General features: G+C 62.3%; 14 protein-coding genes and 1 tRNA gene. 11 read left to right on the top strand and 4 right to left on the bottom strand.

Going from position 1 to position 13,396, the window contains the following annotated elements:
* The gene (locus tag AC1D2N_RS03415) at positions 1-1,695 is read left to right on the top strand and encodes an ABC transporter permease (RefSeq protein ID WP_130729220.1); all 1,695 of its coding nucleotides are present in this window, start codon (positions 1-3) and stop codon (positions 1,693-1,695) included.
* Positions 1,683-2,732, top strand: coding sequence for an ABC transporter ATP-binding protein (locus AC1D2N_RS03420; protein WP_130729219.1), 1,050 nt, complete (start codon positions 1,683-1,685; stop codon positions 2,730-2,732). Before AC1D2N_RS03415 ends, AC1D2N_RS03420 begins: the two co-directional genes overlap by 13 nt.
* Positions 2,733-2,752: 20 nt before the next feature.
* On the opposite strand, the gene AC1D2N_RS03425 is transcribed toward AC1D2N_RS03420, so the two are convergent.
* Entirely contained in the window at positions 2,753-3,121 is a 369-nt protein-coding gene (locus AC1D2N_RS03425; protein WP_130729218.1) for a DUF4189 domain-containing protein, read from the bottom strand.
* A gap of 198 nt (positions 3,122-3,319) precedes the next feature.
* Here AC1D2N_RS03425 and AC1D2N_RS03430 point away from each other — a divergent pair, with 198 nt between their 5' ends.
* The 6 genes from AC1D2N_RS03430 (at position 3,320) to AC1D2N_RS03455 (ending at position 7,525) form a co-directional block, all read left to right on the top strand.
* A complete protein-coding gene (locus AC1D2N_RS03430) occupies positions 3,320-4,429 on the top strand; it encodes an endonuclease/exonuclease/phosphatase family protein (protein WP_130729217.1) in 1,110 nt (369 codons plus the stop codon).
* Positions 4,426-5,199 carry an NUDIX hydrolase gene (locus tag AC1D2N_RS03435; RefSeq protein WP_130729216.1) on the top strand — a complete coding sequence of 258 codons (774 nt, stop codon included), beginning with the start codon at positions 4,426-4,428 and terminating at the stop codon, positions 5,197-5,199. Before AC1D2N_RS03430 ends, AC1D2N_RS03435 begins: the two co-directional genes overlap by 4 nt.
* Before the next feature lie 165 nt (positions 5,200-5,364).
* Positions 5,365-6,276, top strand: coding sequence for a PhzF family phenazine biosynthesis protein (locus AC1D2N_RS03440; protein WP_018242751.1), 912 nt, complete (start codon positions 5,365-5,367; stop codon positions 6,274-6,276).
* Between the two features lie 243 nt (positions 6,277-6,519).
* Positions 6,520-6,595: transfer RNA gene (locus AC1D2N_RS03445), tRNA-Lys, on the top strand.
* 154 nt (positions 6,596-6,749) lie between these two features.
* The gene (locus tag AC1D2N_RS03450; protein WP_130729215.1) at positions 6,750-7,046 is read left to right on the top strand and encodes a hypothetical protein; all 297 of its coding nucleotides are present in this window, start codon (positions 6,750-6,752) and stop codon (positions 7,044-7,046) included.
* Positions 7,047-7,222: 176 nt separating this feature from the next.
* A complete protein-coding gene (locus AC1D2N_RS03455; RefSeq protein ID WP_018242749.1) occupies positions 7,223-7,525 on the top strand; it encodes a hypothetical protein in 303 nt (100 codons plus the stop codon).
* Between the two features lie 240 nt (positions 7,526-7,765).
* Here AC1D2N_RS03455 and AC1D2N_RS03460 read toward each other — a convergent pair whose 3' ends face one another.
* Entirely contained in the window at positions 7,766-8,068 is a 303-nt protein-coding gene (locus tag AC1D2N_RS03460) for a hypothetical protein (RefSeq protein WP_115157228.1), read from the bottom strand.
* 328 nt (positions 8,069-8,396) lie between these two features.
* Here AC1D2N_RS03460 and AC1D2N_RS03465 point away from each other — a divergent pair, with 328 nt between their 5' ends.
* Both AC1D2N_RS03465 and chrA read left to right on the top strand, forming a co-directional pair.
* Positions 8,397-9,212 (top strand): chromate resistance protein ChrB domain-containing protein, encoded by an 816-nt coding sequence (locus AC1D2N_RS03465; RefSeq protein ID WP_047623357.1) that lies wholly within the window; start codon positions 8,397-8,399, stop codon positions 9,210-9,212.
* A gap of 1 nt (position 9,213) precedes the next feature.
* On the top strand, positions 9,214-10,635 hold the full coding sequence (gene chrA / locus AC1D2N_RS03470) for a chromate efflux transporter (protein WP_130652720.1): 1,422 nt from the start codon (positions 9,214-9,216) through the stop codon (positions 10,633-10,635).
* Here the strand turns inward: chrA and AC1D2N_RS03475 are convergent.
* The gene (locus AC1D2N_RS03475; RefSeq protein WP_112904012.1) at positions 10,632-11,963 is read right to left on the bottom strand and encodes a hemolysin family protein; all 1,332 of its coding nucleotides are present in this window, start codon (positions 11,961-11,963) and stop codon (positions 10,632-10,634) included. The genes chrA and AC1D2N_RS03475 overlap by 4 nt on opposite strands.
* Positions 11,964-12,185: 222 nt before the next feature.
* On the bottom strand, positions 12,186-12,569 hold the full coding sequence (locus AC1D2N_RS03480) for a VOC family protein (protein ID WP_130729214.1): 384 nt from the start codon (positions 12,567-12,569) through the stop codon (positions 12,186-12,188).
* 437 nt (positions 12,570-13,006) lie between these two features.
* Here AC1D2N_RS03480 and AC1D2N_RS03485 point away from each other — a divergent pair, with 437 nt between their 5' ends.
* Positions 13,007-13,318, top strand: coding sequence for an RcnB family protein (locus tag AC1D2N_RS03485; RefSeq protein WP_130729213.1), 312 nt, complete (start codon positions 13,007-13,009; stop codon positions 13,316-13,318).
* Positions 13,319-13,396: the final 78 nt, after the last annotated feature.

A 13,396-nucleotide genomic window follows, 5' to 3' on the forward strand; every position in this document is an offset into this window, starting at 1 on the left:
ATGCACGGATACATCAAAACCGGAAACAGCCAGCCCGCCTGGCTGTTTCCTTTTGTCGTCATCGTCGTCCTGATCCTCAGCGTGCTGCCGCTCGCCCGCCTCGCCATGGTCGGGATCACTGCCTTTGCCGATGGCGGCGTGATGACGGTTCTCGGCGAAGCCTCGCTATGGTCGGCGACCTATTACACGGTCGTCACCGCCATTCTGGGCACGGTGATCTCGCTTGTTATCGGCTGCCTCTTCGCCTTCCTGCTGACGCTGACCGATATCCGCGCCAAGGGGCTGCTCAGCTTCTTCTTCGTGCTGCCGATGATGATCCCGCCGCAGGTGACGGCGCTTGCATGGGTGCAGATGTCAGGCCCCTCCAGCCCGCTGTTGAAGGCGCTGCATATCGCCCCGCCGCTCGGCTCGCCGCAGCCTCTCTATTCGGTGGGTGGCATCGCGCTGCTTTATGGCGTGCAGCATGCGCCGCTGGTCTACCTGGCGCTTCGGGCCGGGCTGACGACGCTGCCCCGCGACGGCGTCGAGGCAGCACGGCTTTCCGGCGCCTCCAGCCTGCGGGTGTTCCGCGATATCATTCTGCCGCTGTCGCTGCCCGGCATCATCACGGGAGCGGCGATCTCGTTCGTCTCCTGCACCGGCAATTTCGGTATTCCCGCCATTCTCGGCATTCCGGCCTCGATCTTCACGTTGCCGACGTTGATCTTCACCAAGTTTTCCGCCTTCACCAGCCGCACCTTCGGCGATGTCACCGTGCTCTCGGCGATCATCGCCGTCATCTCGGTCATAGGTCTGATGGTCCAGGACCGGGCGCTGCGCGGCCGTGACTATCGTGTCATCGGATTATCCGGGGCGAGTGCCGCCTTCGAACTCGGCGTCTGGCGGTTTGCCTTTACGCCGCTCGTCTGGGCGATCCTGTTCTTCATGCTGGCCGCGCCTTTCTTCGCGCTTCTTGCCGGTGCGCTGGTGCCGGCCTATGGCGTGCCGCTCACCTTCAAGACGATGTCGCTGCATGCTTTTGAGGAGATCCTGTTCCGGCAGGCGGTGACGCGCACGGCTTTTATCAATTCGCTGTCGCTTGCCGGCGCCACTGCGCTTTGTCTCCTCGTGGTGACGGTGCTTGCGGCCTATGCGCTGACGCGGCGCAAGGATGTGGTTTCCCGTATCGTTTCCAGCCTGATCGAAATACCCTATTCGCTGCCCGGCATCGTCATGGCCGTTTCTTTCATTCTGGTGTTCGCTGCACCCATCCCGATCCTGCACGTCTCGCTTTACGGCACGATCTGGATCATCCTGATCGCCTATTTCTCCTCGTTCTTCGCCGTCAGCCTGAAACCCGTGGTCAGCGCCTTCCACCAGCTCGACCCGGCGCTCGAGGAGGCGGCGCGGCTTTCCGGCGCCGGCTTTTTCCGCCGGCTTGCCGATATCATCGTGCCGCTGATTGCGCCGGCCGCCGGCGCCTCGGTCATCCTGGTCTTCCTGATCGCCTGCAACGAGCTGACGATCTCGGCGCTGCTCTGGTCGGCCGGCACCCAGACGCTCGGCGTCGCCATCTACAATCTCGACGATAGCGGCAGTTCCGACCTTGCGTCGGCGCTCTCGGTGCTCGTCGTCCTCATGGTCGTCGTGCTGATGCTGCTGCTTGAGCTTCTGGCCAAACGACTGCCGAAAGGAGTGGTCCCGTGGCGAGGCTGATCCTCAACCAGCTCGGCAAGGATTTTGGCAGCGGGCGGGCCGCCGTCAGCGGCTTTTCGCTGGAGGTGCGCGAGGGCGGCTTCCTCGCGCTGCTCGGGCCTTCCGGCTGCGGCAAGACGACGGTGCTGCGCATGATCGCCGGTTTCGAGACGCCGAGCGATGGCTCGATCCATCTCGGCGAGCGGTTGCTTGCCGATGCCGCGCAGTCGCTGCCGCCGGAAAAGCGCAACATGGCGATGGTCTTTCAGTCCTATGCGCTGTGGCCGCATATGAGTGTCGCCGACAATGTTGGCTACCCCCTCAAGGTGCGCGGCATCTCGGGCGAGGTCTACCGGGCGAAGGTGCGCGACGCGCTCGGCACGGTGCGGCTTGCCGATTATGCCGAACGGCGGCCGGCCGATCTCTCCGGCGGTCAACGTCAGCGCGTGGCGCTCGCCCGCTGCCTGGTGACATCGCCGGACGTGGTGCTGCTCGACGAGCCGCTTGCCAATCTCGACCGGCACCTGAAACAGGAGATGGAGGAAACCTTCCGCGAATTCCACCAGCGCTCGGGCGCGACTATGATCTACGTCACCCATGACCAGAGCGAGGCGATGGCGCTTGCGACCGACGTAGCCGTCATGTCGGAGGGTCGGCTGCTGCAAGTGGCCCCGCCCGCTGAAATCTATGCCCGGCCGGAAGGCCGCGTCGTTGGCGGGCTGATCGGGCGAGGCGCGATCGTGACGCTGCCTCGTCCCTTCGGCGATGGCAGGGCGCTCGACTGGCCTGCGCTGGAGCCGATGTTTGCTGCTGCTGCCGGGGCAGCCAGTGGCGACAGGGTGGATGTCCTCGTCCGGCCGGAGGATGTCGTCTCCGGCGAGAATATCGCCGCCGGCGAGGGGATCGCGGCGACGGTCGAGTCCGTTCTCTTCGAGGGTGAGCGTTACGCGCTGAAGCTGGTCCTCGCCGATAGTCAGGTGCTGCGGGCCTATACCCGCTTTCCCGTCCGAACGGGTGACAGCCTCCGGCTATCGGTGCGCGCGGCGTGGCGGCTTTGAGGCGCCGCACTCAACCAGAATCATTCGTTCTCCGAACATTGCCAGCGGATGACGCGGCAGCTGCCGGTTTGTTTTCGGCAGCTGCGGATTGCCTGACGCTGGGCCTCACGGTTGTCGTAACCCCAGCCGGAGCCCCAGCCGCCGCGATGGCCGACGGCCACCGCGCCGCAGGCATTGCGGAACCAGATGGCGATCCGGCAGTCATTGGCGCTGCTGTGGCAATTGCGCCGGGCAACGATTTCGGCGTCGCCGCGATTGTCATGGGCATAGGACCAGCCGAGAGCGCCTATTGATGGCGAATAGGCGATGGCACCGTAGCTGTCGGCAAGTGCCGGGCCGGCGCCGGCGAGGACGGTCAGAATCGCCAGCGATGCAGAAATCCGTTTCATGAAATGCCTCCCGCCGGAACTGGTGAATGTCGTCCGGGACGAATTATTCGGGGCTTGCTGGAGAATGTCAGCGGCCTAAGTCACAGGCAATCGCGTCCGGGGCTGCAAGAGGGGTGGTTGTCCGCATATTTCTTGGCCTCGCCATCTTTTCCTGCGGCTTCTGCTGGTTAAGGTACTCCCCGCAACCGGATCCTTCCCATGTCGCTTCGCCTCGCCACCTTCAATGTCGAAAATCTCCTGACCCGTTTCGATTTCACCGGTTTCCGCAACCAGCTGCGCCAGGACCGGGTCATCAAGCTTTTCCAGGTGTCGAGCGAGGGCGTCTATCAGCAGCTCGAGCAGGCCCGCGTGATCGCGGCGACCGACGACACGCGGCAGATGACGGCGCTTGCGATCGCCGACGCGGATGCCGATATCCTCTGCCTGCAGGAAATCGACAATATGGCTGCCCTTCAGGCCTTCGAATACGGCTATCTCTTCCGGATGGTCGGAAATGGTTACCGGCAGAAATACCTCGTCGAAGGCAATGACAGCCGCGGCATCGATGTTGCTGTCCTGATGCGCGAGGAAACGCGCGACGGCCAGAAGATCGAGCTCAGGGACATCAAAAGCCATGCGATGACGACCTATCGCGATCTCGATCTTTTCGACGAGGAGCTGGCGCTCACCAACCGTATCGACGACAAGATCTTCAAGCGCGATTGCCTGGAGCTCGATCTTCTGATCGGCGGCCGGCCTTTTTCGCTCTACGTCGTGCATTTCAAGTCCATGGGCAATCCGCGCGACGGACTGGACGGGCGGCAATCGACCATGCCGATTCGCCGCGCCGAGGCGCGCGCCGTTCGCCGCATCATCGAGGATCGCTTCGGGGCGGATCAGGCCGGCACGAAGAGCTTCGCTATCTGTGGCGACATGAACGATTATCAGGAGCGCATCGATGTCATCGGCCGCCGGGGCGCCGGCTATCGTTTCGAGCATCAGGATGAGGCCGAAAGCGCACTCGACGTTTTCAGCCGCGATGGCTTTGCCGAAAATGTGATGCGCCGTCGCACCGCCCTCGACCGCTGGACGCTCTATCACGCGCGCGGGCCGCAGGAGCAGTGGCTCTGCCAACTCGATTATCTCTGGCTCTCGCCAGCACTCGCCGCCCACAATGTCGGCCGCCTGCCGGAAGTCATCCGCAGTGGCCAGCCTTACCGCACCATCTTCCCGCCGGGGCAGGAGGTGGAGCGTTATCCGCGTACCGGCTGGGACAGGCCGAAGGCGTCCGATCATTGCCCCGTCGTTATGACACTGGATCTCCCATGAATGCGAATTTGAACGCGAATTTCACCAACAGCAATATTTCCGATGATTTCGCCGGCTGGCCGCCGGAGGCGACGGTCTTCCCGATTGCCGGGGTGGATCTGAGCATCCTGCCCGGCCCCCATCCTTTGGTCGCCGCCGAGGAAGCAGCGATCCGCGAGAACTGGGCGCGGGAGACCGCCGCCAATCCGGCGCTGTTCGACGGGCGCATGGTGTTTCAGCAGCGGCTCTCGCTCAGTGAAAACGGGATTGCGGGCAAGGGCCATGTCATTCCCTTTTCCGCCTTCATGTGGTGGCGCCGACAGCCGCAGCGTCAGGGCGGCGTTCACATCTTCGCCTATCCGGTGCTCGAAACCTCGGACGGCGCGCTGGTGGCGATCCGTATGGGCGCCCATACCGCCAATCCCGGCCAGGTCTATTTCGCCGCCGGCTCGCTGGAGCCGGAGGATATCGTCGACGGGCGTTGCGACATCGAGGCGAACATGCGCCGCGAGGTCCATGAAGAAACCGGATTGGATCTTGGCCGTTCGGTGGCGGGGCAAGGGCTCTTTGCCAGTCATTCCAACCGAACGGTGACGGTGTTGCGGCTCTTCCGCTTCGATATGACGGCGGACGAGATGGTCGAACGGATCGAGAGCCACATGCTCGTCGCCGAGGATAAGGAGATCGCGGGTGCAGCGGCGATCCGCTCGGCCGATCATTCGGCGCACCCCTATAATATCGCCATGCTGCCCGTGATCGACTGGTATTTCGGCAAGGTCGAGCGGAGTTGATCTATGCCGCCTAAAGCCGTGTAGCGTTTTGGGATAACGACATGCATCACGTAAAGATCGAAAGCGCGACATGTGAATCCGGTTGGCGTGACGCGTTTTAGCGCCTTGCACTCGCTCGTCCGGTCGGGCAGGTTGGCGGCGCGATGACGATTCAGGGAGGCCGATGTGGCGCGGAGCTACAGCGTCTATGACGTGTTCACCGATCGAAAGCTTGCGGGCAACCCGCTGGCGGTGATCTTCGACGGAGACGATCTCAGCGACGAGGCAATGCAGGCGATCACCCGGGAGATCAATCTCTCGGAGACGGTCTTCGTGCAGCCTTCAACCAACCCCGCCTATGCGGCGCGTCTGAGGATATTCACGCCTGGGCGCGAGTTGCCGTTTGCCGGCCATCCCACGGTCGGCACGGCGGTGGCGCTGGCCGAACGGGCGCACGGTGCTGCGACGCGCGATCTCGTCACGGTGCTCGAGGAAAATGTCGGGCCGGTGCGTTGCGCGGTGCGGCTGAGGGAGGGCGAGGCGAGCTTTGCCGAATTCGACCTGCCGCGCAAATCGCAGCCCGCCGTCATGCCGCTCGACAAGCTCGGCATCGCCGATGCGCTATCGCTGAAGGTGACCGAGATCGGCTTCGAAAATCACGTCCCGTCGATCTGGAGCGCCGGCGTTCCCTTCCTGCTCATTCCGGTGCACGATGTCGGAGCCACGCAGCGGGTGGAATTCGATCCGCAACTCTGGGAAAAGATCGTGCCCTTTGTCGATGGCGCCCTTGCCTCGGCTTATGTGTACTGCCGTGGCGGCGTCAACCACGTGGCAAAGTTCCATGCGCGCATGTTCGCAAGCGGCATGGGCATCGTCGAAGATCCGGCCACCGGCTCGGCGGCGGCCGCACTCTCCGGCGCGATCCACCATTTCGACCGGCTGACGGACGGGCATCACCCGATCATGATCGAGCAGGGCGTAGAGATGGGCCGGCCGTCCTTCATCCACCTGCATATCGATGTCGACGGCGGAGCGATCTCCAACGCGCGGATCGGCGGCCAGGCAGTGCGGCTGGCCAGCGGCACGCTCGACCTTTGATTTCACCAGACCGCCGCGCATGCGATAGGCCGCGCGTCCGACAGGACGCGCTTAGGACGCTCTATCACTTTGAATCGGCGCATAATCCTTTCCGAAAATGGATTCGGATTTTCGGGGTTGTGCGCCGCATTTCAGCCATGCCGAAAAATCTTCGCGATTAACCAAAGAAATTTCGCCTATGCGCTGGACAAGCCTGCCGATCCTGTTTATACGCCCCGTCACACCGCGCAGCCAAGCGCGAACGGGTGATTAGCTCAGTTGGTAGAGCAGCTGACTCTTAATCAGCGGGTCGTAGGTTCGAGCCCTACATCACCCACCAAATCTCTTGAAAAGATTGACATATTTGAACACAGACCGGATTTTCCGGTCTGTGGGAAACTGTCGCGAAGCAAGCGGCATGGTTCGCGTTATCCGCAGGACTGGCCGCGTCGATCCGCGCGCCCTATCTCCCTCTCGCGTATCAGGAGGGGTCCATGAGAAGCGTTGTTTTTGCCGTCGCATTGTCTCTGCCGTTGCCTGCCTTTGCCGCAGGCGCAATTGAGGTCAAAGCGGGCGATCATAGCTGCGGCGAGCTCGCGCAGATCATCCGTCAGAATAAAAAGGTCTTTGTCCGCGTCGGCTTCGGCGGTCGCAGCTTCCGCTATCCGCCGGCCCAATGCAGCATGGGCGAAAAGCGCACCACGACCAGTTTTCGCGATGCCGAGGGAAAGCAGTGCATGCTCGATTATGCCTGCGTCTTTGATCCTGCGTCGCCTTATAATTTTCCCTAGCGCATCGTCCTTTGTGCGTCCGAAAGGACGCACGGCGTTCTCGGCGCTTCCGGTTGAGACAGGGAGCGAGCGGGAAGTGCATGCGGCTGTGCTCAGGCGTACAGTTCGGAGGGTTTCTGGACTGGCGGCATGGGGTGCGATGCCCTAACTTCGCTCTCTCACATTCAGGAGTTTCCATGAAAAGCGTTGTTCTGGCCGTCGCACTGTTGTTTCCGTCCGCGGCTCTTGCCGTCGAGGCGGTGGAGGTCAATGCCAGGGATCACAGTTGCGAAGAGCTTGCGCAGATCATCCGCAAGGACAAGGCAGTTTTTGTGCGGATGGGCTTTGGCGGCCGCAGCTTCCGTTATCCGCCGGCTAGGTGCAATCTCGGCGACAAGTACGACACCGCACGCGTGAGGGACGCCAATGGCAAGCTTTGCGTACTCGACTACGAGTGCGTGTACGATCCGCAGTCCTTCTATAACAGAATTCCCAAATAATATCCCGATCCAGGCGCTGCCAACGCGCTGTTCGGCATGGATGACGGGTCAAGAAAAAAGGCCGGGCGAAACTCGCACCGACCTTCCTCGACCGGTCTCGATAACGACTGCCAGTACCTCCGTGGTCAGCCGTCAGAGACAGATTCAATATCCCCTAAATAGGGTTTACTTAAACATCTTCAAGAGTTCGCAGCAGAAAGGAAGCCGGCATATGGCCGGCTTCTTTCGGCCGAGCAGGCGTTACTGCTGGGCAGGGGCAGCCGGCGGAGTTGCCGGTGCTGGTGCCGGTGCGGGCGTTGCATTGTCGGGAGCGATCGGCTTGGCCGGCGCCGGCTCGGATTGGGTCGTGGAGGCTGTCGTATCCGGCGATGTGCCGGGGGTGCTCCACTGCGAATAGGCGAATGCAGCGACAGCGATCACGGCCAATGCAGCGACCCAGACAACCCACGTATTAGTGCTGCGCGCGCTCGGCGTGGTGCGCAGATCGAGATTTGGGTTCAGCGGGCGGTTGGGGTCGTTGGCATTATTGGGGTCGTACGTCATGGTACTTTCTCCTCTTTCGGTGAAACAATAATGGCGGAGCGGGCTTTTTGTTCCATATGGGTGCAGGGAAGCGGTTGTTATCAGGGATTTCCGGGCTGCCACCGGCCAGAATCGGCAGCCAATGCCGCTCGGCTTCCCGAGGCGATGGGCCTCCACGGAAGTAATTTCCGTCTCTACATCAACATTGTGCGTGCCGGTTCGATGCAAGCGCGCGCTTGACACGACGGGGTCTGTTTGCGCATGGTTTCTGCATGGGGTCGCGATCACCCCACGAGGCGTCATGCTGAAGAATCGCGTCCAGTAAAACCGCTCAACGGAGGGACGCGTCATGCCGTCATTTCTCGAAATTTCTCCCGACAAGCTGAGCCGCCTCATCGGAACCCCCGGTGCGCCCTGCATTATCGACGTTCGCACTGAGGAGGACTTCGCGCTCGATCCGCGCTTGGTGCCGGGCTCGATCCGGCGCGCTCATGCCGACGTCGCGTCCTGGTGTGGCGGCGTCGATGCCGAAGCCGTCGTCGTGGTCTGCCAAAGAGGCGGCAAGCTCAGTCATGGTGTTGCCGCCTATCTCCGCCATGCCGGGATTGACGCGGAAAGCCTCGAAGGTGGCTTCGAGGCGTGGATCGCAGGCGGACCGGCCGTGCCCGATGCAAAGCTGCCGCAACGCGACGCTGGAGAGCGCACCGTCTGGGTGACGCGGGCGCGGCCGAAGATCGATCGCATCGCCTGTCCCTGGCTGATCCGGCGCTTCGTCGATCCGAACGCCGTGTTCCTGTTTGTGCCTGCGCCCGAGGTTTTGGCCGTCGGCGAGCGCTTCGGGGCGACGCCCTTCGATATCGAAGACGTGTTCTGGAGTCATCGCGGCGAATTCTGCACTTTCGACGTCATGATCGAAGAGTTCGGACTGGCGTCGGAACCGCTTCTGCGCCTGGCGCGGATCGTCAGGGCGGCAGATACAGCAAGGCTCGACCTCGCGCCTGAGGCGGCGGGCCTGCTTGCGGCATCGCTCGGCCTCTCCAGGATGTATTCCGACGATCTGGAGCAACTCGAGGCTGGGATGCTTCTCTACGACGCTTTTTTCCGCTGGTGCCGCGATGCGACCGAGGAAACCCACAATTGGCCCGCGCCAAAGAAGAGGGTGTGAGATGGTCGAGATGACGGATAGTGCTCCCGGCGGCAAAATGGCGGAGGAAGACGCGGGAGAGGGGCATCACCACGGCGTTTCGTTTGGCGAGGCCTTCAGGGTGTGGCTGCGCGTCGCCGCCCTGAGTTTTGGCGGCCCCGCCGGCCAGATCGCCGTCATGCACCGGATCATCGTCGATGAGAAGCGATGGATCGGTGAGCACCGTTTTCTGCATGCGCTGAACTATTGCATGCTGCTTCCCGGACCGGAGGCGCAGCAGCTCGCCATCTATATTGGTTGGCTGATGCATCGGACAGTGGGCGGTCTCGTCGCCGGCCTGCTGTTCGTGTTGCCGGGCTTCCTGTCGATCCTCTGTCTCAGCTATATCTACGCGGCCTACGGCAACGTCGGCATCGTCGCCGGCCTCTTTTTCGGGCTGAAGGCGGCAGTGCTTGCTGTCGTCGCGCAGGCCGTCATCCGCATCGGCGGCCGTGCGCTCAAGAATCGCGTCATGGTCGGAATCGCGGCCGCGGCCTTCATCGCCATCTTCTTTCTCCATGTCCCGTTCCCGCTGATCGTGCTCGCGGCCGCCATTGCGGGCTTCCTCGGCGGCAGGTTCGGGCTTGCCGCCTTCCAGACGGGCGGCGGCCACAAGGCCGGGAGCGGCCCGGTGCTGTCGGATGCCGAGTCGGCGCTCGGCGAAGGCATACCGGCGCATGCGCGCCCGAATCTCGCCTGGTCGCTGCGTATGTCGGCCGTGCTGATCGCCCTTTGGCTCGCTCCACTTGCAGCGCTCTACGTAACCTTCGGTGCTGACAATGTCTTTACCGAGATCGGCCTGTTCTTCAGCAAGATGGCGGTCGTCACCTTCGGCGGGGCCTATGCCGTACTTGCCTATGTCGCGCAGGAGGCTGTGCAGCATTTCGGCTGGCTGAAACCCGGCGAGATGCTGGATGGTCTCGGCATGGCCGAGACGACGCCGGGGCCGCTGATCATGGTCGTCCAGTTCGTCGGCTTCATGGGCGCCTACCGGGATCCGGGAGCGCTGAACCCGATGCTTGCGGCAACCCTTGCGGCGATACTGACGAGCTGGGTCACCTTCGTGCCCTGTTTCCTCTGGATCTTCCTCGGCGCGCCGTTCATCGAAAAACTGCGCGGCAACATTGCGCTCGCCGGCGCGATGTCGGCCATAACCGCGGCGGTAGTCGGGGTCATCCTCAACCTCGCTATCTGGTTTGCCCTGCACACGCTGTTTGCCGAGGTTGCGACCGTCCGCCTTGGCGGCTTGCGGCTCGATATTCCCGTGCTGCAATCGGCCGTGCCGGCGGCAATGGCGCTGTCTGCCGCCGCCGCCGTCGCGATCTTCCGCTTCAAGGCTTCCGTGATCGCGACGCTGCTAGCCTGCGCAGCCGCAGGGATGATCTGGACGCTGGCAGTCGGCTAGGCCTCCGCCCCATCCGCGGGAATGCGCGTCGCGAGCATCTTGTCGATGCGCATGCCGTCCATGTCGAGCACCTCGAAGCGCCAGTTGTCGAAGACGAAGGTTTCGCCGGCTTCGGGGATGTGCTGGAGCTGATGCAGCGCGAAGCCCGCAAGCGTATGGAAATCGGCATCCGGACGATCGCGCAGGCCCAGCCGTTCGAAGGCGTCGAAGGCCGGCATCATCGCATCGATCAGGAGCGACCCGTCTTCCCTGACGACGATATCGGGCTCTTCATTGGATCCCGGCAGATCGCCGGCGATGGCTTCGAGCAGGTCGGTCTGGGTGACGATGCCTTCGAGGCTGCCATATTCGTCGATGACGATGGCGAGGCGAACGGGTGAGGCCTTGAAACTGTCGAGCACGCGGACGACCGAGGTGCCCTCATGCAGCACCAGCGGCTGCTTGATCACCTCCATCGGCCGGACCTTGCCGCCGTCGAGAACCTGGTCGAGAAGGTCCTTCTTCAACACCATGCCGATCGGCTCGTCGATCGAGCCGCGGGCGACCAGCAATTGCTCGTGGCTGCATTCGCGGATGGTCTTCAGGATCTCGGTCTCGCTGTCGTCGGCATCAAACCATTCGATATCGAGACGCGGGGTCATGATGTCGGAGATCGGCCTGTCGCCGATGTTGAACACCCGCTCGACGAGCTGCTGCTGCACCTGGTTGAGAAGGCCGGCCTCCTGGCTCTCGGCGACCAGCAGCTTGAGCTCCTGCGGCGAATGAAACGACGATTCGCCGGTTCCGGCGCGAAGACCCACACCCCGCAGCACGAGGTTGCCCATGCCGTTCAGGGCAAAGATTGCCGGCTTGAACAGCACCAGGAAGAACCCGAGCGGACGCACCACGGCAAGCGAGGTGGCTTCGCTGCGCTGAAGCGCCAGGCTTTTCGGCGCGAGCTCGCCGAGCACGATGTGCAGCGCCGTGATGATGACGAAGGCAATGACGATGGCGACGGTATGCGCGCCTGTTGTCGCCCATTGCCCCGGCAGCCAGGACAGCAGAGGCTCGATAAGGTGGGCAAGCGCCGGTTCGCCGACCCAGCCGAGGGCGAGCGACGAGATGGTTATGCCGAGCTGGGTGGCTGCAAGGTTGGCGTCGAGATTGTCGACGGCGCGCTGAAGTGCGGAGGCATTCATCCGGCCTGCCGCGGCAAGTTCGGTAACACGGCTGCGTCTCACAGATACCAGCGCGAATTCGGCGGCGACGAAGAAGCCATTGGCGGCCACGAGAAGTAACACGGCTAGTATCCCGACATAGTCGAAGAGCCCGCCCGCGGATTCGGACATATTTCCCTACCTCTGAATTGATGCGAGTCCGACCCTACACGCTCGCACACCGGTGGCAAGGCGCAGCTGGTATTCTCGCGGAGGAGCCCGCCGTGATCGAGATCAAGGCACCGGTCTGCGGATGCGGAGCGCAGTTGTGTCGCGCACCGCATGATCGGGCTTATGCGCGTTCATGTGGAGCGCAAAAATGTGTGGCAAACGACGTGACCGGCGTCGCGCCATTCATCGCTTGGGCGCCTCGAAGAGCTCGATCGGGTTTCCGGCCGGATCGTCGAGCAGGATTTGCTTGCCGCCTATGCCCCGCACGATCTCGTTGCGGAAACGCGCGCCGGCTTGACGCAGCGCGACGACGTCTGCTTCCAAATCCTTGACCTCGATCTGGATGCGATTCCAACCGCCGGGCTCCGGCTTTCTCCCATCTGGCATTGCTTGAGATGCTCCGCCGGGTCCCGTCATGCCGCTGACGAACAGACGAAAACCGTCCCTGGTCAGGATGGCGAAACTCGGCGCGGGACGAAGTGCGACGGAGAAGCCGAGATGTCTCGTGTAGAATTCCACTGCGGCGTCGACGTCGTCGACGATGTAGCGCATGCTGATACCGGGCATGTTTTCCTCCATTGTGGTCTTCGTTGTCTTGATCTGATCGTCCCTTCGCGGGCGCGCATCCAGAACTCTCCTGTTCCTAGGATGTGTCGCTTCGAAACTCGATTATGCGCCCGTTTCAAGTTTTTTATGTATCTCGTTATGCCAAATCGCTGAGCACCTTTGGGCGAGACGAGATCGAATGGAGAGCATACCGCCTGCCGCGGGGCAACCCTCCACGACCGCGCCTTCTAGGCAATGAGCACCAGAGGCCGAAGGGCTTCAGAGGAACGAACCCAGCCGGCCGCGCTAAAACCCGATCACCGTGTATAAGCCTAACCTAAAGTATAAGCTTCGACCCGTAGCTATTGGATTTCATTACAAAAATTTAATTTTTATTTCAGTTTCAGTTCATCTTTTCGGCCCTAGTTTGGTCACGTGCCCAACATGAGGAACCCCACATGAAAAAGATTTTTGCAGCTCTTCTTTCCGCCTCCTTCCTTCTTTCCCCGATGGTTGTTTCCCAGGCCAGCGCCGACGATCATCGCCGTCCCCCCGTCGTCGTGCAGAAGAAGGTGATCGTCCGGTCGCATTGGAAGAAGGGATACCGCGTCAACGCCAGCGAACGTCGCCGGTTCTCCGATGTCAACGACTACCGCCGCTACCGGCTGGCGCCTCCGCCCCGCGGTTATCGCTGGGTGCGGGCCGATAATGACTACCTGCTGATCGGCGTCACCAGCGGCATCATCTCCAGCATTATTGCCGGCCGTTGATCGGTCGATATATGAGGAAAGGGCGGCTTCGGCCGCCTTTTTGACTCTGGGAGGGCGCGTAGCCGTTTCGCACCCTCC

The organism is Rhizobium sp. P1_B8 (assembly GCF_056406515.1).

Bases quoted from the DNA above. Each gene is read 5' to 3' on its own strand.
- AC1D2N_RS03475 (WP_112904012.1), bottom strand. From the start codon at position 11,963: ATGTCCGAATCCGCGGGCGGGCTCTTCGACTATGTCGGGATACTAGCC.
- AC1D2N_RS03450 (WP_130729215.1), top strand. From the start codon at position 6,750: ATGAGAAGCGTTGTTTTTGCCGTCGCATTGTCTCTGCCGTTGCCTGCC.
- AC1D2N_RS03430 (WP_130729217.1), top strand. From the start codon at position 3,320: ATGTCGCTTCGCCTCGCCACCTTCAATGTCGAAAATCTCCTGACCCGT.
- AC1D2N_RS03485 (WP_130729213.1), top strand. From the start codon at position 13,007: ATGAAAAAGATTTTTGCAGCTCTTCTTTCCGCCTCCTTCCTTCTTTCC.
- AC1D2N_RS03460 (WP_115157228.1), bottom strand. From the start codon at position 8,068: ATGACGTACGACCCCAATAATGCCAACGACCCCAACCGCCCGCTGAAC.
- AC1D2N_RS03425 (WP_130729218.1), bottom strand. From the start codon at position 3,121: ATGAAACGGATTTCTGCATCGCTGGCGATTCTGACCGTCCTCGCCGGC.
- AC1D2N_RS03480 (WP_130729214.1), bottom strand. From the start codon at position 12,569: ATGCCCGGTATCAGCATGCGCTACATCGTCGACGACGTCGACGCCGCA.
- AC1D2N_RS03415 (WP_130729220.1), top strand. From the start codon at position 1: ATGCACGGATACATCAAAACCGGAAACAGCCAGCCCGCCTGGCTGTTT.
- chrA (WP_130652720.1), top strand. From the start codon at position 9,214: ATGGTCGAGATGACGGATAGTGCTCCCGGCGGCAAAATGGCGGAGGAA.
- AC1D2N_RS03465 (WP_047623357.1), top strand. From the start codon at position 8,397: ATGCCGTCATTTCTCGAAATTTCTCCCGACAAGCTGAGCCGCCTCATC.
- AC1D2N_RS03435 (WP_130729216.1), top strand. From the start codon at position 4,426: ATGAATGCGAATTTGAACGCGAATTTCACCAACAGCAATATTTCCGAT.
- AC1D2N_RS03455 (WP_018242749.1), top strand. From the start codon at position 7,223: ATGAAAAGCGTTGTTCTGGCCGTCGCACTGTTGTTTCCGTCCGCGGCT.